At 61.2% G+C, this 16,944-nt stretch carries 18 protein-coding genes; 17 read left to right on the top strand and 1 reads right to left on the bottom strand.

Annotation, left to right across the window (positions count from 1 at the left end; genetic code table 11):
• Positions 1-63: 63 nt before the first annotated feature.
• The 12 genes from nagZ (at position 64) to VL202_RS15810 (ending at position 10,919) form a co-directional block, all read left to right on the top strand.
• On the top strand, positions 64-1,080 hold the full coding sequence (gene nagZ, locus VL202_RS15865) for a beta-N-acetylhexosaminidase (protein ID WP_325465087.1): 1,017 nt from the start codon (positions 64-66) through the stop codon (positions 1,078-1,080).
• Positions 1,081-1,162: 82 nt separating this feature from the next.
• Positions 1,163-1,981 (top strand): segregation and condensation protein A, encoded by an 819-nt coding sequence (locus VL202_RS15860; RefSeq protein ID WP_414692876.1) that lies wholly within the window; start codon positions 1,163-1,165, stop codon positions 1,979-1,981.
• Positions 1,982-2,006: 25 nt separating this feature from the next.
• Positions 2,007-2,708: an SMC-Scp complex subunit ScpB gene (gene scpB / locus VL202_RS15855; protein WP_414692875.1), complete on the top strand. Its 702-nt coding sequence runs from the start codon at positions 2,007-2,009 to the stop codon at positions 2,706-2,708.
• A gap of 224 nt (positions 2,709-2,932) precedes the next feature.
• Positions 2,933-3,142: a twin-arginine translocase TatA/TatE family subunit gene (locus VL202_RS15850; RefSeq protein ID WP_325465062.1), complete on the top strand. Its 210-nt coding sequence runs from the start codon at positions 2,933-2,935 to the stop codon at positions 3,140-3,142.
• Positions 3,143-3,212: 70 nt separating this feature from the next.
• A complete protein-coding gene (tatB, locus tag VL202_RS15845; RefSeq protein ID WP_325465061.1) occupies positions 3,213-3,869 on the top strand; it encodes a Sec-independent protein translocase protein TatB in 657 nt (218 codons plus the stop codon).
• The gene (gene tatC / locus VL202_RS15840) at positions 3,866-4,684 is read left to right on the top strand and encodes a twin-arginine translocase subunit TatC (RefSeq protein WP_325465060.1); all 819 of its coding nucleotides are present in this window, start codon (positions 3,866-3,868) and stop codon (positions 4,682-4,684) included. The genes tatB and tatC overlap by 4 nt, the downstream gene beginning before the upstream one ends.
• A gap of 64 nt (positions 4,685-4,748) precedes the next feature.
• Entirely contained in the window at positions 4,749-6,032 is a 1,284-nt protein-coding gene (gene serS, locus VL202_RS15835; protein ID WP_325465059.1) for a serine--tRNA ligase, read from the top strand.
• A gap of 25 nt (positions 6,033-6,057) precedes the next feature.
• Positions 6,058-6,828, top strand: coding sequence for a 5'/3'-nucleotidase SurE (surE, locus tag VL202_RS15830; protein WP_325465058.1), 771 nt, complete (start codon positions 6,058-6,060; stop codon positions 6,826-6,828).
• On the top strand, positions 6,825-7,478 hold the full coding sequence (locus VL202_RS15825) for a protein-L-isoaspartate(D-aspartate) O-methyltransferase (RefSeq protein WP_325465057.1): 654 nt from the start codon (positions 6,825-6,827) through the stop codon (positions 7,476-7,478). Before surE ends, VL202_RS15825 begins: the two co-directional genes overlap by 4 nt.
• A 5-nt stretch (positions 7,479-7,483) precedes the next feature.
• Positions 7,484-8,215, top strand: a complete 732-nt coding sequence (locus tag VL202_RS15820; protein WP_325465056.1) for a class I SAM-dependent methyltransferase — start codon at positions 7,484-7,486, stop codon at positions 8,213-8,215.
• A gap of 231 nt (positions 8,216-8,446) precedes the next feature.
• Positions 8,447-9,103, top strand: a complete 657-nt coding sequence (locus tag VL202_RS15815; protein ID WP_325465055.1) for a biotin biosynthesis protein BioC — start codon at positions 8,447-8,449, stop codon at positions 9,101-9,103.
• 283 nt (positions 9,104-9,386) lie between these two features.
• Positions 9,387-10,919 carry a LysM peptidoglycan-binding domain-containing M23 family metallopeptidase gene (locus VL202_RS15810; protein WP_325465054.1) on the top strand — a complete coding sequence of 511 codons (1,533 nt, stop codon included), beginning with the start codon at positions 9,387-9,389 and terminating at the stop codon, positions 10,917-10,919.
• Positions 10,920-10,984: 65 nt separating this feature from the next.
• On the opposite strand, the gene VL202_RS15805 is transcribed toward VL202_RS15810, so the two are convergent.
• The gene (locus VL202_RS15805; RefSeq protein ID WP_325465053.1) at positions 10,985-11,857 is read right to left on the bottom strand and encodes an ATP-binding protein; all 873 of its coding nucleotides are present in this window, start codon (positions 11,855-11,857) and stop codon (positions 10,985-10,987) included.
• A 246-nt stretch (positions 11,858-12,103) separates the two neighbouring features.
• On the opposite strand from VL202_RS15805, the gene yajC reads away from it, so the two are divergent.
• The 5 genes from yajC (at position 12,104) to VL202_RS15780 (ending at position 16,939) form a co-directional block, all read left to right on the top strand.
• The gene (gene yajC, locus VL202_RS15800) at positions 12,104-12,442 is read left to right on the top strand and encodes a preprotein translocase subunit YajC (protein WP_325465052.1); all 339 of its coding nucleotides are present in this window, start codon (positions 12,104-12,106) and stop codon (positions 12,440-12,442) included.
• Between the two features lie 59 nt (positions 12,443-12,501).
• A complete protein-coding gene (gene secDF, locus VL202_RS15795) occupies positions 12,502-15,042 on the top strand; it encodes a protein translocase subunit SecDF (RefSeq protein ID WP_325465051.1) in 2,541 nt (846 codons plus the stop codon).
• Positions 15,039-15,431 carry an Mth938-like domain-containing protein gene (locus VL202_RS15790; protein ID WP_325465050.1) on the top strand — a complete coding sequence of 131 codons (393 nt, stop codon included), beginning with the start codon at positions 15,039-15,041 and terminating at the stop codon, positions 15,429-15,431. The genes secDF and VL202_RS15790 overlap by 4 nt, the downstream gene beginning before the upstream one ends.
• A 4-nt stretch (positions 15,432-15,435) precedes the next feature.
• The gene (locus VL202_RS15785) at positions 15,436-16,311 is read left to right on the top strand and encodes a phytoene/squalene synthase family protein (protein ID WP_325465049.1); all 876 of its coding nucleotides are present in this window, start codon (positions 15,436-15,438) and stop codon (positions 16,309-16,311) included.
• 187 nt (positions 16,312-16,498) lie between these two features.
• Positions 16,499-16,939: a hypothetical protein gene (locus tag VL202_RS15780; protein ID WP_325465048.1), complete on the top strand. Its 441-nt coding sequence runs from the start codon at positions 16,499-16,501 to the stop codon at positions 16,937-16,939.
• Positions 16,940-16,944 lie beyond the last annotated feature (5 nt).

Below are 16,944 nucleotides of genomic sequence, written 5' to 3'. Positions count from 1 at the left end.
AATGACTGCGCTTGGAGGGAAACGGTATTCGCCGCGATGAGCAGCAGCGACTATCATCTTGCCATGAGCGAATCAAAAGCCTTCATTTCAGGCTGCAAGGGCCTGACCGTCACCGCCGAGGAAAAGGCATTCTTTGCCGGCGAACGCCCATGGGGTTTCATCCTGTTCGGGCGCAATATCGGGGAACCCGACCAGATTGCCGATCTGGTGGCATCGCTGCGCGACAGTATCGGCAATCCCGATGCGCCGGTGCTGATCGACCAGGAAGGCGGGCGCGTCCAGCGCATCAAACCGCCGATTGTCCAGCAATATCCGAACGGTGCTGCCATCGGCGAGATCTACCGCCGCAACCGCGAGCAGGGGCTGCGTGCCGCATGGCTGATGTCGCGCCTGCATGCCTTTGATCTCATGCGCCTTGGCGTCACCGTCGATTGCCTGCCGGTGCTCGACGTGCCGATCGAAGGCAGCAGCGATGTCATCGGCAATCGCGCCTACGGATACGATCCCAAAACCGTGGCCGAGATTGGGGCCGCGGCAGCCGAAGGCCTCAAAGCCGGCGGCATGCTGCCGGTGATGAAGCACATGCCGGGCCATGGCCGCGCCTTCGTCGATTCCCATCACAAGCTGCCTGTGGTTGATGTGTCCTTCGATGAACTGGCAAAAAGCGATTTCGTGCCCTTCGTCGCCATGAACAACGAGTTGATGGCGATGTCGGCGCATATCGTCTTCACGGCGATCGACCCGGAAAACCCGGCCACGACATCGGCAAAGGTGGTTCGCGAGGTCATCCGCGGTCATATCGGCTTTGATGGCCTGCTGATGTCGGACGACGTTTCGATGAACGCGCTTGCGGGCGATATCGAGCAGCGTGCACGCGGGATTGTCGCTGCCGGGCTCGATATGGTGTTGCATTGCCATGGCATCATGGATGAAATGCTGCAGGTGGCGCGCGTGGTTCCGGTTCTGGCCGGCGACGCCCTGCGCCGCGTCAAGGCCGTCGAGGCTGGTTTCACCAAGCCCGATGGCGCGGACGAAGCTGTACTGCGTGAAGAGTTCAACGGCATGTTCGCCATCTCTTGAGGGGGCACAGGCTGATTTCAGGGGCGAACCAATCGTGAGCAATGCCGCCGATACACAGAAGAAGTCGGCGGCGCGGGCGCCGATGGATTCGCTGTGGCAGGACGAACCCGCCGATCGCGGACTGCACGAGGAAGAACTCGTCGTCGATATTGCCGGCTTCGAAGGGCCGCTCGACCTTCTCCTGCATCTTGCCCGCAATCAGCGCGTCGATCTCTCGCGCGTTTCCGTGCTGGCGCTCGCCGAACAATATATCGCCTTCATCGAGCGGGCCCGCAGCATCCGGCTTGAACTGGCAGCCGACTATCTCGTGATGGCGGCCTGGCTCGCTTTCCTGAAATCACGGTTGCTCATCCCGCAGCAGGCCAAGGACGAAGGCCCGTCCGGCGAGGAAATGGCCTCGGCGCTGGCTTTCCGCCTCAAGCGGCTGGAGGCGATGCGAGAGGCGGCGACCCGTCTCATCAATCGCAACCGGCTCGGCCGCGACGTCTTTGCGCGCGGTGCGCCGGAGCATATTCCGGTCGAAAGGAAATCGGCCTTCGACGCCTCGCTCTATGATCTCCTGCATGCTTACGCGTCGCTGCGCCAGCGCGAAGCCATCATGCAGGTGACGATCGAGAAGCGGCAGGTCTGGTCGCTCGCCGACGCGCGGCTAGTACTGGCTCGGCTGATCGGCGACATGGTCGAATGGACGGCGCTGGACCATTTCTTGCTGCGCTACATGACCAGCCCGAAGGAGCGGGCGACCGCAATCGCCAGTTCGTTCGCCGCCTCGCTGGAAATGGTGCGCGAGGGCCGGCTCGAAATACGCCAGGATGGCGCGTTCTCGCCAATCTACCTGCGCCAGGGGCCAAACCGGATTACGCCGCAGGCGCTGGCGGATATGGAGGCGGGGCGTGACTGATCCGCAAGAGCATGTGCCAGTCGTCATCGAGCGGGAGGATGAGCCGGACGGCACGCAGGCCGGGCTCGATCCGAAGCTGGAACTGGAAGCAGAGCGGATCGCCGAAGCACTTGTCTTCGCCTCCGCCCAGCCGGTTTCCGAGGGTTATATCGCCTCCCGTCTGCCGCGCGGCGCCGATGTTCCGCGCATCATGGCGCGACTCAAATCCATCTATGCGGAACGCGGCGTCAATCTCGTGCAGGTCGCCGATCACTGGGCGTTCCGTACCGCTGCCGATCTCTCCTTCGTTGTGCAGACCGATGAAAACGAGGTGCGCAAGCTGTCGCGCGCGGCGCTCGAAGTGTTGGCGATTATCGGCTATCACCAGCCGGTGACACGTGCCGAGATCGAGGACATTCGTGGTGTGCAGACGTCGAAGGGGACGCTGGACGTGCTGATGGAAGCGGGCTGGATCCGGTTTCGTGGCCGACGGCGCACGCCCGGCCGTCCGGTCACCTTCGGTACGACGCGCGACTTCCTCGATCATTTCGGGCTAGAGGACCTGCGTGACCTGCCCGGATTGGAGGAACTGAAGGGCGCAGGACTTCTGTCCGGCCGCATTCCGTCGAATTTCCAGATCCCGGTTCCGCTTGGCGATGACGGTCTGGGCGATGACGAGGACCCGATCACGCAGCTCGATCTCGAAGAATTGGGCCTGCTCGCACCGACCGGCGGTGACGAGGAATAGTTTTCAGGTCTCATGGCTGCGCCTATTCGTCACGCTTGCGTGACCTCGCGCGAGATTTGGCTGGAAAGTCCGAAAAATCATACTGTTGACTGTATCCCCGCCCAACTCTCCGTGTAAGGATTGCGCGACGTGCGGCTTTCCGTTAACGAGCGGGACAGATTGCCGTTTGAAAAAGATGATCGAACATCTTAAATCGGGGTTCAAGGCTTCAAGGGAGTAAGGATATGGGTTCCTTTAGTATCTGGCATTGGCTGATCGTTCTGGTCGTGGTTCTGCTGCTGTTCGGCCGCGGCAAGATTCCGGAACTGATGGGCGACGTTGCCAAGGGCATCAAGAGCTTCAAGAAGGGCATGACCGACGACGACGCGACGCCGACGTCCGACAAGGGTCTCGACGGCAAGACGGTCGAACACAAATCCGACGAAGTCCGCTGATCATGCATTCGGTACAGGACCTGTCCTCAGGAGCAGGTCCTGACGCTTTCGGTTTCGTGGAGTTCTGAGCATGCTTGATGTCGGCTGGACCGAGCTCGTCGTTATCGCCATCGTTCTGATCATCGTGGTGGGCCCGAAGGACCTGCCGCCGATGTTGCGGACGTTCGGCAAGATGATGACGAAAATGCGGGGCATGGCGGGTGACTTTCGCCAGCAGTTTGATGAAGCGCTCAAGGAGGCCGATCTGGACGACGTGCGCAAGACGCTCGCCGATGCGCAGAAGCTCAATCCAGCGCACAGCATCCGCGAGGCCATGAACCCGCTTCGGCAGATGGGCAACGAGATCAAGGCTGACCTGCAGAAGGCGACGACCGTAGAGAAGCCAAAGGAGCCGGTCACACCCGCTTCCACTGATACTCCCGCCGAAACCGTCGTTGCGCAGGAAGAACCCAAGACTGATCTGGCCAAGCCCGATCCGGTCGCCGCCGCGGCAATTGCATCCGCCGCCAAACAGCTGGATCGGGCTGCAGCCGTTGACGCCGGAAAGCCGAAGGCCAAGCGCGCTTCCAAGGCGAAAACGGCCGTTGTCGAGGCCGCTGTTGCGGCACCCGTGATGGCTCCGGTCAAGACGCCAGTGAAAAAATCCAGGAATACGGTCTCCGACACTGCGCAGGCGGAAACCCGCAAGGTCGCCGCCAAGGCGACCAGGAAAAAGGGTGACGCATGAGCGGCGATATCGAAGACAAGCCTCAGCCGTTGATGGCGCACCTGATCGAGTTGCGCGCACGCCTGATGTGGGCGGTCGGTGCCTTCTTCGTCGCTTTCATCATCTGCTTCTATTTCGCCAAGGGCATCTTCAATGTCCTCGTCCAGCCCTTCAAATGGGCTGTCAACTGGGCGGGCCTCAGCCACAAATCCGTCGAACTGATCTATACGGCGCCGCAGGAGTTCTTCTTCACCCAGGTGAAGGTCGCCATGTTCAGCGCGCTGGTCATCGCCTTCCCGGTGATCGCGTCGCAGGTCTACAAATTCGTTGCCCCCGGCCTCTACAAGAACGAGCGAGCGGCCTTCCTGCCGTTCCTGGTCGCATCGCCGATCCTGTTCATCATGGGCGGCTGCCTGGTCTATTTCTTCTTCACGCCGATGGTCATGTGGTTCTTCCTGGCCATGCAGCAGGATGGCGGCGAGGGGCAGGTATCGATCCAGCTCCTGCCGAAGGTTTCAGAATATCTGAGCCTGATCATGTCGCTGATCTTTGCCTTCGGGCTCGTGTTCCAGCTGCCGGTGATCACCACGCTCCTGGCCCGCGTCGGCTTCGTCACGTCGCAGGGACTGAAGGACAAGCGCAAATATGCGATCGTCGTCTCCTTTATCGCCGCCGCGATCCTGACTCCGCCCGACCCGGTTTCCCAGATCGGTCTTGCCCTGCCGGCCATCCTTCTCTACGAGGTCTCAATCTATACGGCCCGACTCATCGAGCGGCAGCGTGCGCGTGATGCGCTTGCCCGCGAGACTGCCGCAGCGGAAGAGAATGCTGGCTGATTGTTGTCAGCGCGATGCGTTCGGGCCCCGATTTTCGATACGACCGATCAGGACCTGAACGACCATGCTTGATATCAAATGGATTAGGGACAATGCCGAAGCCCTCGACGCGGCGCTCGCGAAGCGCGGTGCGGAGCCCCTGTCGGCCGCATTGATTTCGCTGGATGAAAAGCGCCGCTCCCTGGTTCAGGCGCTGCAGGACATGCAGTCGCGCCGCAATGCCGCCTCCAAGGAAATCGGCGCGGCGATGGCGCAGAAGAACAGCGAGCTCGCCGAGACGCTGAAGGCGGAAGTGGCAGAGCTCAAGACGACGATGCCGGCGCTGGAAGAGGAAAGCCGCCAGACGGACGCCGAACTGGCGGACGCCCTGTCGCGCATTCCCAATATTCCGCTCGACGACGTTCCCGTCGGCAGCGACGAGCACGGCAATGTCGTCAAGCACAGCCACGGCCAGAAGCCGGGCTGGAACCACAAGCCGAAAGAACATTTCGAGATCGGCGAGGAACTCGGCTGGCTCGACTTCGAAGGCGCCGCCAGGATCGCCGGCTCGCGTTTTACCATCGTCAAGGGGCAACTGGCCCGGCTCGAGCGCGCGCTCGGACAGTTCATGCTCGACCTGCACACCGGCGAGCACGGCTATCTCGAAGTCCAGCCGCCGCTGATGACCCGTGACGATGCCATGTACGGCACCGGACAACTGCCGAAATTCTCGGAAGACCTGTTCAAGACCACGGATGGCCGCTGGCTGATCCCGACGGCCGAAGTGCCGCTGACCAACATGGTGCGCGAGCAGATCCTTGATGCTGAAGCATTGCCGCTGCGCCTGACGGCACTGACGCCGTGCTTCCGCTCAGAGGCTGGCTCCGCCGGTCGCGACACGCGCGGCATGTTGCGCCAGCATCAGTTCAACAAGGTCGAACTCGTTTCCATCACCGATGCGGAAAGCTCGATCGACGAGCATGAGCGCATGACGGCCTGCGCCGAGGAAGTACTGAAGCGTCTTGGTCTGCATTATCGGGTGATGACGCTTTGCACCGGCGACATGGGGTTTGGCGCCCGCAAGACCTATGACCTCGAAGTCTGGCTACCGGGGCAGGATGCCTATCGCGAAATTTCGTCCTGCTCGGTCTGCGGTGACTTCCAGGCACGGCGGATGAATGCGCGTTACCGGGTCAAGGACGACAAAACCTTGAAATTCGTCCATACGCTGAACGGGTCGGGTACCGCCGTCGGCCGCGCTCTGATCGCGGTCATCGAAAACTATCTGAATGAAGACGGATCGGTAACCATCCCGGACGTATTGTTGCCCTATATGGGCGGCCGGACCAAGATCGAACGGGCCAGCTAAGCCGCGTCCCGCGGCAGGGGTAAAGATGCGGATTCTGCTGACAAATGACGATGGCATTCATGCCGAAGGCCTTGCCGTTCTCGAACGGATCGCGCGCACCCTTTCGGACGATGTCTGGGTGGTGGCGCCGGAAACCGACCAGAGTGGCCTTGCCCATTCACTGACCCTGTCGGAACCGTTGCGCTTGCGGCAGATTTCCGAAAAGCGTTTCGCCCTGCGCGGCACGCCGACCGACTGCGTCATCATGGCGGTCCGCAAGGTGCTGGATTTCAAGCCGGACCTCGTCCTGTCCGGCGTCAATCTCGGCGCCAACATGGCCGATGACGTGACTTATTCCGGGACGATTGCCGGTGCGATCGAGGGCACGTTGCAAGGTATCCGCTCGTTTGCGCTCAGCCAAGCCTACAGCCATGTCAGTGGCGCACCGGTCCCGTGGGATGTCGTTGAAAAACACGCGCCCGATCTTCTGCGCAAGCTGATGTTCCTCGATCTGCCGGATGGCACCTTCCTCAATCTGAACTTTCCGAATTGCGCCGAAGATGCCGTCCAGGGCACGGAAGTCACGTCACAGGGCAAGCTCGATTTCGGCCTGACGATCGACGAGCGCGCTGACGGACGCGGCCACCCTTATTTCTGGCTTCGTTTCGGCGAGCGATTCGGCGATTTCCGAGCAGGGACCGACATTCACGCCATCCGCGAGCACAAGATCTCGGTAACGCCGCTGAAACTCGACCTGACCGACTACGCTGTTCAGGACAGGGTGGCGCGCGCGCTTCTGGACGGAGAGGCCGATTGAGCCCGAGGGTCGTCGAGCAGGAAGGTTTTGCCGCGCTGATGTTGCGGCTGAGGGCCGAGGGCATTTCCAACAAGGAATTGCTCAACGCCGTCGAGCAGACGCCGCGCGCGATCTTCGCGCCGCCGCAATATCAGGACGATGCCTATTCCTCCCGCCTGCTGCCGCTCGATTGCGGCGCCTTTATGGAAGGGTTCGATTTCGCCGTCCGGCTGCTGCATGCCCTGAATATCAAGCCGGGACAGCGCATCCTGGAGGTCGGGACCGGCAGCGGCTTTACCGCCGGGGTCATGGGGCGGATCGCCGAACGGGTGCTGACGATCGATCGTTACAAGACACTTGTCACCACCGCGCAGCGCAATCTCGAAAAGGCGGGTGTCCGCAACGTCGTTGTGCGCCACGCCGATGGCAGCATCGGGCCGGCGGGCGAGGGCACCTTCGACCGTATTCTGATCACCTCGGCCTTTCCCAGCCTGCCGCGCGTCTTTTCCGATCATCTCGTCTCCGGCGGCGTCCTCATCGTGCCCATCATGATGAGCGAAACGGAATGCCGTATCGTCCGGCTGACGCGCACCGGCAGCCGTTTCGACCGCGAAGACCTGTTCGAGGCGCCTTACCTGCCGATCCAGCCGCAACTGGCATCCTTCCTGTAGGGCCGATGCCGGACTCGATCTATACCAATCGCGAGCTTGCCGCTCTCTACGACAGTCTCAATGCTGCCGGGCCGGATACGGATTTCTATTGCGCCATCGCAGGGCGCCCGTTCCGCATTCTCGATCTTGGCTGCGGTACTGGCCTCCTTTCCGTCCGGCTTGCCGGGCTTGGGCATACGGTGACCGGAGTGGATCCCGCGGACTCCATGCTGGACATTGCCCGACGTCGTGATGGAGGTGATCGTGTCCGCTGGATCCTCGGCGATATCGCCGCCGTGCCGCTGAACAGCCGTTTCGATCTCGTCCTGATGACCGGACATGTCTTTCAGGTCTTTCTTGGACAGGCCGAGGCCGTGGCCATGCTGTCGGCTGTCAAACACCATCTCGAGCCCGGTGGTCGTCTCGTGTTTGAAAGCCGCAATCCACTTGCGCGCATATGGGAAGACTGGGTGCCGGAAAAATCTCGCCGGGTGATCGAGCACCCGGAACTCGGGACTGTCGAAACCTGGCATGAGGTCACGCAAGTCTCCGGAGGTCAGGTGACCTTTCGCACCCACACCGTATTTGACGCAGGCCGTCGTGCCGATGTCAGCGCCAGCGTGCTCGCCTTCCGTGATCAGACGGAAATCGAGTCCATGCTGCGGCAGGCGGAACTCTCCGAAATGGAGTGGATGGGCGGATGGGACGGTCGGCCTTTTCGAACTGAAAGCCCGGAAATCATCGTCATTGCACGTTGATTCCGAAGTTTCCTGTCTCGCAGCAACAATGCAGACGGTTGAGAACGCGCGAAACATAACAATTAATCATTGCAAAATCAGAGCGTTAATTTTTCGTTAACGATGGTCAGCCTCGCGTAAGTTTCGAGTCCTAACCGGGATCGGCGCACAAAGTCATATCCATGAGCTGACCCCCGACCTGATGCGCGTTTGTCAGTTCTATTCCAGGCGTCCAAACGCAGGAGACGACAGATGCAGATCGCGAACAGATTGACCTCGACCGCAAACGGCGACGGCATGGGTAACCTTGCGGGCCGCGCGGTGGCGCAGGTGACGTCGGGCGGCCGTGAAGACGGTGGCGCCACGCCGTCGTTTATCGGCGGCTATGATCCGTCCTCGCGCGTGTCGCTTTCGGCGGAGGCGCTGCTGTTCCTCAGCCGCACCAGGAAGGTTCAGGACAAGCAGCCGGCGCTGACGCAGGACGAATGGGCCAACAAGCTTTCGCCGCAACTGGCCGCGCGCGAATATCAGGCTTTCGGGAAATACAGCGAGACCGGCGACTATAAGGCCTATTATCGCGCCTTCATCGAATATTACGACACCCTGCGTCCCGACGACCAGAACAGCCTTCGCTATTTCGGCACGCGCGACGCAGCGATCGCCGGCGCGCGCTCTGTCGAATATAACGACGAGAGCGGTATCGACGGCGGGGTCGGTTTCCAGACGCTCGTCAGCGTTTTGCTCGACACTGAAAAGACCGAGAGGGACCTGACCCAGGGCCAGGACGTCGGCGGTATGATGACAGGCGACATGTTCGGCTGGGATACCGGAACGATCAGCTACGAGGATGTAACGCAGACTCGCGGCGCGCTCTCCGAAATCGAGAAATTCTACCAGGAGAGCTTCTGACGCGCATTCGCCCCGGCGGACGTCTAAAAGCCATAAACGGTTGGCTTTATACGGCGTCTGACGCACCGGCTGCTCAAACTTGCGCTGTGCGGTCCTCATCGGAGCCGGAATGCCGTTGCATTTGGCTTCGATCGCTTGCTGCTGATTTGCTTGGCTCTGGCCGACGATCATGGTTATCAATTCATCAAAAATCGCGAGCGGGCATGCCGGTTTTAACCGCGCGGTAACTCTAATGCGTTTTAATCATCTTACACCGAGTTGTGTTCCAGTTGGGTAAAGCGTCATGCGTATTAGAGTTTCGTCGAGTGTGAGTAAGTCCGTCGTTCGTCTGGCTACGGCGGTATTGCTGGCAAGTGCCGCTACCGGTTGCAGCTCCGATGCGAGCCGTTTCGGCGGTCTCTTCTCCGGGTCGGATGACCTGACCACCAACTCCATCTCCCGCAGCAATGTTCCGATCCCGAGCAGTGATGTTCAGGGGGGCGGTATTGCTTCCGCGCCGGTCATGGCGGCCGATACCCGCGATCAAGCCATGACCCAGCCATTCCCGGATCCGGTCAATACGGCATCGACGCCGATCTCTCGTGCTCGGGAGGTTTCGACGCCCATCAACGTCCAGCGCACCGTGCTTGCCGATCCGACGGTGAAGGCGCGTGAAAAGTCGCTCGCCCAGCCGATGCCGGCGGCGCGTGAAATCGCCAGGGCCGACAAGAAGATCAATGTCGATCCGGTGACCACCGCCATGACGAAGGGTGGCTGGTCGACGACCAACGCGCCGGCGGTGCTGATGCGCCAGGGCGATACGGTCGCGACGCTCTCCAAGCGCTTCGGTGTTCCGGAAAAGGAAATCCTCAAGGCAAACGGCATGAAGTCCGGCTCCGACGCCGAGCCCGGCCAGCGCATCCTGATCCCGACCTTCGCCGTTTCTGGCAGCGCTGCGAAGGCGTCAGCCTCCGATCAGGCCGCAAGCCTCGATGTCGACAAGCAGAAGAACGTGCCGCTGCAGCCGGATAGCCGCGAAGTCGCAATCCTGCCCGGCCAGACCAAGTCGCGCGAAAAGGGTGACAAGAATACCGATCTCGCTTCCGGCAAGCAGTCGGTTTCAGGCGACGGCAACGGCCAGAACGGAACCTACACGGTCAAGGCCGGCGATTCCCTCAACCGGATCGCCAAAGCGAACAACGTATCTGTCGAAGCCCTGCGCAAGGAAAACGGCCTCAGCACCGCTGCCATCCGCATCGGCCAGACGCTGAAGGTTCCGGGCGCCGGCGCATCTGCGCCGGATCAGGTCGTCACCGCCTCCGTTCCGGACAAGAAGGCCGGGGTGAAGGTTGCTAAGGTGGTTGCCGAGAAGCCGGCCGAATACAAGCCGCCGGTTGCCGACAAGTCGGTCGAGGTCGCCTCGAAGGAAGAGGTTTCCGAAGATTCGCCGAAGGCAACGGGCATCAGCAAGTATCGCTGGCCGGTTCGCGGTGCTGTTATCGCTGGATACGGTGCCAATGTCGAAGGCAGCCGCAATGAAGGTATCAACATCTCGGTTCCCGAGGGTACGCCGATCAAGGCGGCCGAAAACGGCGTCGTCATCTACTCCGGCAGCAGCCTGAAGGAACTCGGCAACGCCGTTCTGGTCCGCCATGACGATGGCACCGTCACCGTCTACGGCAATGCTTCGGAGCTGAAGGTCCAGCGCGGCCAGAAGATCCAGCGCGGCCAGACGCTGGCAGCCTCCGGCATGAGCGGCACGGCGACGCAGCCGCAGGTGCACTTCGAGGTTCGCAAGAAAGCCAGCCCGGTCAATCCTGCGACCTATCTCGAATAGTCGCCTCGCAAAGGGGCGACCATCATCCAACGTCGAAAAGCCCCCGGTGAGGGGCTTTTCCGTTTTCAGACCGTGTCGATTTTCTTCTGCGACCGTCCGGCAAGATCCTGAATGAACTGCCAGGCGACGCGGCCGGAGCGTGCGCCACGCGTCGTGCTCCATTCCAGCGCATCGGCATGCAGGTTCGCCCGGTCTGCATCCAGACCGAAATAATCGGCATAGCCGTCGATCATGGCGAGATAGTCGTCCTGGCTGCACTTGTAGAAGCCGAGCCACAGGCCGAAGCGATCGGACAGGGAAACCTTTTCCTCGACGGCTTCGGACGGATTGATGGCGGTGGACTGCTCGTTTTCCATCATGTGGCGGGGCAGAAGGTGCCGGCGGTTGGAGGTCGCATAGAGCAGCACATTGCCCGGACGGCCCTCGATCCCGCCGTCCAGCACCGCCTTCAGCGACTTGTAGGACGTGTCGTCATGATCGAAGGACAGGTCGTCGCAGAAAACGATGACCGGAACCGGCGCCGCCTTCAGGATTTCCATCAATGTCGGCAGCGTCGCGATATCCTCGCGATGCACCTCGACCAGCTTCAAGCGGATACCGGCTTGCTCGGCGACCGTCGCATGAACGGCCTTGACCAGCGAGGATTTGCCCATGCCGCGCGCGCCCCACAGGAGTACGTTGTTGGCAGGAAAGCCTTGCGTGAACCGCAGCGTGTTGTCGAACAGGATGTCGCGGACATGATCGACGCTGCGGATCAGCTTGAGATCGACCCGGTTCGGCTTCGTGACCGGCTGCAGATTCAGGCGTTGCGGCGACCAGACGAAGCATTCGGCGGCGTCCCAGTCGTTGACGGCCGGCGCCGGCCCGGCGATCCGTTCGATGGCTGCGGACAGCTTGCGCATTTCAGCGATCAGAAGATCAATTTTCGTATCCTGCATCAAAGAACTTCCCGAATGATGGCACTGGTTTTGTCTGAAGAGACCAACTGTCCGGTAGCACGGCAGCAGTAACGGTAAAAGGCGCGAAATCCCGCAGAAAGAGCTTCTTCTCCGGCCGATTTCATGTATGAGGCAGATGATACGAAACCGGGAGAAGGTCTTGTTGCATTCATGGCAGCCTTTCCTATATTCCGGCGATCCCAAACGCGGGCCTTCGTCCGCCACAGAGCATTCAAGGAGTGATTGATGTTCATTACCGAGGCATTCGCCCAAGCAGCAGCACCTGGCGCAACCGCCGGCGGCGCCGATATTCTCATGTCGATCCTGCCGTTCCTGCTGATCTTCGTGGTAATGTATTTCCTGATCATCCGCCCGCAGCGCGCCAACATGAAGCGTCGCGAGGAACTGCTGAAGAACATTCGTCGCGGCGACCAGGTCGTCACCGGTGGCGGCATTCTCGGCAAGGTGACGAAGGTTGTCGATGACAGCGAACTGGAAGTCGAAATTGCTGACGGCGTGAAGATTCGTGTGGTACGCAGTGGTGTATCCGAAGTCCGTGTTAAGGGTGAACCCGTCAAGGAGTGACCCTGCAGGGAGGCCGGAGCGTTTCGGTCGCCCTGTAACCACGTATCTTCGAGAGCTTCATGCCGTATTTTTCCAGCTGGAAAACCATCACCGTCTGGCTCGTCGTGCTTCTCAGCATCGTGGTCGCCCTGCCGAACGCAGTATCCAACAGCACGTTGGAGAACTTGCCGGATTGGGTGCCCAAGAGACAGGTGATGCTCGGTCTCGATCTTCAGGGCGGATCCCAGATCACGCTGAAGATCGAGCGGGATGATGTGATCAAGGCCCGCCTTCAGGCGACCATCGATGCGGTTGGCACGAAGCTGCGGGCGGCTGATATCGGTTATTCGGGTCTGTCTGGAACCGGGCAAGAGATTCAACTCCGGCTGCGCGATCCGGCGCAGGCGGATGCCGCGCTCGCGGCACTCACGTCGCTGACCGATCCGGTCAAGGAAGGCGGCTTGACGAAGAAGTCCGTCAGCGAGGTCACTATCGGCAGCGCCGACGGTGTGATTACCCTCGACATGACGAACGAAGGTATCGACTATCGCGTTTCAACGATGATGGACGGCGCGATTGCGGTGCTGCAACAGCGTCTGACCGATCTTGGGGCGCTACAGCCGAAACTGCGCCGCCAGGGCGCCGACCGGATCATCGTACAGATTCCCGGCCGTTATGATCCGGAACAGGTCAAATACATCCTGAGCCAGGCCGGCACGCTGTCTTTCCGTAGCATCGACATGTCGATGGCGGTTCAGGACGCTGTCAACGGCCAGCCGCCGGTCAATTCCGAAATCCTCTATTCGGCCGATGATCCGCCGATCGGCTATCTCGTCCGCCGGCAGCCGATCATCGCCAATGCCGATATCGTCGATGCGCAGGCCGCAATCAACGCACAATCGGGCAACCAGGTCGTCAATCTCCGGCTCGGGCCGGAGGGCACGGCCCGCTTCGCCAAGGCGACGGCCGATAGCGCCGGAACGACGGTCGCCGTCGTTCTCGATGGCGCGGTGATCGCCACGCCGCTCGTGCGCAAGGCGATCACCGACGGCACGGTTCAACTCGCCGCCGACATGAGCAGCGAAGGAGCCGAGGACCTGGCGCTTCTGTTGCGTGCCGGCGCATTGCCGACGCCGCTGACCATCGTCGAGGAGCGCTCCATCGGCGCCGGACGTGGCGCCGATTCCATTCATTCGATTATGATGGCCGGCACGATCGGCGCCGTTCTGGTCGTGCTCTTCATGCTGGCTTTCTACGGCCTGTTTGGTGCGATCGCGAGCCTTGCGGTCGCGCTTAACGTCGTCATGATCATCGCTGTGCTATCCGCGACCGGGCTGTTGCTGACCCTGCCGGGCATTGCCGGTATCGTGCTGACGATCGGCATGGCGGTCGATTCCAACGTGCTGATCTACGAGCGCATCCGCGAGGAGGTCAAACACGGCCGCTCGCTGCGGGAGGCGCTGAATTACGGTTTCTCGCGCGCCTTCGCAGCTATCGTCGATGCCAATATCACCACGCTGATCGCTGCAATCATCCTGCTGTTCCTTGGCACCGGAGCTGTCCGCGGCTTCGCCGTGACGCTGGCGATCGGTATCGTCACGACCTTGTTCACCGCTTACACCTTGACCCGCGTGATGCTTGAAATCTGGCTCCGCCGCCGCCAGCCGACCGAACTGCCAGCCGGTATCCGCACCGGCATCTTCGACAGCGCGGCGTTCCGCTTCATGGCGATCCGCAACTATGTCTTCTCTTTGACGACGCTGCTGTCGGTCGTCAGCATGTTGCTGTTCGGCGCGCTCGGCATCAATCTCGGCATCGATTTTTCCGGCGGTTCGGTCATCGAACTCAAGGCACGGGAGGGCAATGCCGATATCGACGATATCACTGGCCGCCTTTACGAGCTCAATCTTGGCGATGTCACGGTCAAGCCCTTCGGTTCGCCCCAGGACGTCGTCGTGCGCGTCCATTCGCGCGATGGCGGAGAAAATGCCGAGCAAACCTCGGTCATCCTGATCCGCAGCGAACTCGAGGATGCCTATGAGTTCCGCCGCGTCGAAGTCGTCGGGCCGACCATCTCGGGCGATCTGACGAAGGCTGCGACGATCGGCGTCCTCGGCTCGCTCCTGGCGATCATTGTCTATATCTGGTTCCGGTTCGAGTGGCAGTTCGCCGCCGGAGCCATCGTCGCGACGCTGCACGACGTGCTGCTGACGATCGGCCTGTTCGTGGTGACCGGCATGGAGTTCAACCTCACCAGTATCGCGGCGCTCCTGACCATCGTTGGCTATTCGCTGAACGATACGGTGGTCGTCTACGACCGCGTGCGCGAAAACCTCAAACGTTACCCGCGCATGCCGCTGCCGATCCTGATCGACACGTCGATCAACCAGACGCTATCGCGTACCGTGTTGACGGGGGTCACCACCATGTTGGCGCTTGCCGCCCTGTGCATCTTCGGTGGTGAGGCTGTCCAGCCCTTCGCCTTCGTCATGCTGTTCGGCGTCGTCGTTGGCACATTCTCGTCGATCTATGTCGCCGGTCCGATTCTCATTCTCTTCAAGCTGCGGCATGGGGCGGAGAAGACCGGCGGACCGACGCTGTCGGCAAGGGGCGCGCTATGATCCTGCGCAAACCCGTCGAAATCCGGCAGGCGCATTTTCCCGGCCGGGCGCCGATCGACAGCTATGGCAATGGCGGCTTCCGTTTTGCCGACATGTCGCATCGCGGCTCGCTGCTGATGCTGCCGTCCGGGATCTACGGCTGGGACATGGCGGAAGGCGACCCGCTGACGCCGGAACAGTTCGAGCGTGTTTTCCGGGAGGCGGCGCAGATCGAGGTGATTCTCGTCGGCACCGGCAAGGACATCAAGCCGCTGCCGGCTGCCTTGAAGGCACAATTCCAGGAGCATGCGATTTCGTCGGATCCGATGAGCACCGGAGCTGCCGTGCGCACCTACAATATCATGCTTGCCGAATCCCGCGCTGTGGCCGCGGCATTGATCGCCGTCTGAGACCATGAGCACTTCCAAAGACCAGAACGCGTCCACCGGGGCGATCTATGATTTCAGCTTGTCAGCGTTGCGCGACAGCGATCGGGATCGTTATCTCGCCTGCCTGCTGTCGCCCGCCGACAAGCGTGGCCCGCTCTCGGCGCTTTATGCCTTCCACGCGGAAATAGCACGTATCCGCGATCTCGTGCGCGAGCCGCTGCCAGGGGAAATCCGCCTGCAATGGTGGCGGGACGTTCTTGAGGATGTCAGCGGCGCGGGCGGCGAGGGCCACCCGCTGGCCGAGGCCTTGCTTGTCTGCATCAAGGCCCACAAGCTGCCGGTCTCCGTGTTGCAGAACATGATCGATGCCCGTGTCTTCGATCTCTACGACGACCCGATGGAGAGCCGCTCGTCACTGGAAGGTTTTGCGGGCGAGACGGCGTCGGCGCTGATCCAGCTTGCCAGCCTCATTCTCGACCCGACCGGTGCCCAGCAATCCGCATCCGCCGCCGGTCACGCCGGCGTTGCGCAGACTATTGCCGGCCTGCTGCTGCTGCTGCCGCTGCATCGCAGGCGCGGCCAGGTCTATTTTCCACAGGAACTGCTGGCGGCGACGGGACTGAACCGTGAAACCTTCCTGTCCGGTCGCGACGAGGATGCCGTCAGCCGGGCGATCCGCGCTTTCGCGGGGCTGGGACGCGATCACCTTTCCAAGGCGAGGGTGGAGGCATCCGCGATTTCAGTGCTCAATCGCCATGCCTTCGCACCGGTCGCGCTGGCGCAGCCGGTCTTTGATCGCGCCGAGCAGGCAGGCGCGCAGCTATTCGAACAATCGATCGTGCCATCGCAATGGCGCCGGCAGTGGTGGATGTGGAAAGCTTCCCGCAGCGGGCGCTGGTGAATGACGCTACAGCGCCGCGCGTCAAGAATAACGCGCAAAGGTCGGTGTCACACGTTAAATATGCAGTAGGCAGATTCTGTCTTCATCAACCGCATTTCGCAAAACTGACGGCACATTGGCGCAAGCTTGGACTTTTAGGGTCCGCTCCATGTTATTCTGTTGAACTGCGTCAAAGGGAACGGGCGTTATGGTCTGGCCAATCGTCATCATGGGTGTGCTGCTTGCAGCGATTTTCTACATACGGATGAAGGCGCGTGCGGAAAAGGACCGGCGTGAGCCCGATGCTGGACTGGCGATCATGGATTTCGGCCGTGCCTTTCCCGACGAAGCCATCCGGGCCATTCATGCGACGGCGGACGAGAAAGCCTATTTCGTGCGGCTGCATGACGGCAAGGCCGGTTTCATGGCGGCGCATGGCACGCATTTCGTCTGCCACCTGATCGAGGCCGGCAAGGTCAATACCATCCATGCGCCGAGCGGCCGGGGCCTGACGGTGCATTTTGCCGACTTCGCCTATCTCAACGGAACCTACGAGTTCCGCAGCGCCGAGATCGCGGCGGAAGTGTCACTCTGGCTGCTCGGCAGCTTCAATCCGCAGCCTGGCTTCAAGAACGTTCCGGCGACTTGAAGGCT

The sequence above is a fragment of the Pararhizobium sp. genome (assembly GCF_035497515.1).
In the GTDB taxonomy this organism is placed as follows: domain Bacteria; phylum Pseudomonadota; class Alphaproteobacteria; order Rhizobiales; family Rhizobiaceae; genus Pararhizobium.
Note: the sequence above shows the minus strand (reverse complement) of the source record. Positions and strands in the feature narration are given on the sequence as shown.

Bases quoted from the DNA above. Each gene is read 5' to 3' on its own strand.
- nagZ (WP_325465087.1), top strand. From the start codon at position 64: ATGAGCGAATCAAAAGCCTTCATTTCAGGCTGCAAGGGCCTGACCGTC.
- VL202_RS15860 (WP_414692876.1), top strand. From the start codon at position 1,163: ATGGATTCGCTGTGGCAGGACGAACCCGCCGATCGCGGACTGCACGAG.
- VL202_RS15850 (WP_325465062.1), top strand. From the start codon at position 2,933: ATGGGTTCCTTTAGTATCTGGCATTGGCTGATCGTTCTGGTCGTGGTT.
- tatB (WP_325465061.1), top strand. From the start codon at position 3,213: ATGCTTGATGTCGGCTGGACCGAGCTCGTCGTTATCGCCATCGTTCTG.
- tatC (WP_325465060.1), top strand. From the start codon at position 3,866: ATGAGCGGCGATATCGAAGACAAGCCTCAGCCGTTGATGGCGCACCTG.
- serS (WP_325465059.1), top strand. From the start codon at position 4,749: ATGCTTGATATCAAATGGATTAGGGACAATGCCGAAGCCCTCGACGCG.
- surE (WP_325465058.1), top strand. From the start codon at position 6,058: ATGCGGATTCTGCTGACAAATGACGATGGCATTCATGCCGAAGGCCTT.
- VL202_RS15820 (WP_325465056.1), top strand. From the start codon at position 7,484: ATGCCGGACTCGATCTATACCAATCGCGAGCTTGCCGCTCTCTACGAC.
- VL202_RS15815 (WP_325465055.1), top strand. From the start codon at position 8,447: ATGCAGATCGCGAACAGATTGACCTCGACCGCAAACGGCGACGGCATG.
- VL202_RS15810 (WP_325465054.1), top strand. From the start codon at position 9,387: ATGCGTATTAGAGTTTCGTCGAGTGTGAGTAAGTCCGTCGTTCGTCTG.
- VL202_RS15805 (WP_325465053.1), bottom strand. From the start codon at position 11,857: ATGCAGGATACGAAAATTGATCTTCTGATCGCTGAAATGCGCAAGCTG.
- yajC (WP_325465052.1), top strand. From the start codon at position 12,104: ATGTTCATTACCGAGGCATTCGCCCAAGCAGCAGCACCTGGCGCAACC.
- secDF (WP_325465051.1), top strand. From the start codon at position 12,502: ATGCCGTATTTTTCCAGCTGGAAAACCATCACCGTCTGGCTCGTCGTG.
- VL202_RS15790 (WP_325465050.1), top strand. From the start codon at position 15,039: ATGATCCTGCGCAAACCCGTCGAAATCCGGCAGGCGCATTTTCCCGGC.
- VL202_RS15785 (WP_325465049.1), top strand. From the start codon at position 15,436: ATGAGCACTTCCAAAGACCAGAACGCGTCCACCGGGGCGATCTATGAT.
- VL202_RS15780 (WP_325465048.1), top strand. From the start codon at position 16,499: ATGGTCTGGCCAATCGTCATCATGGGTGTGCTGCTTGCAGCGATTTTC.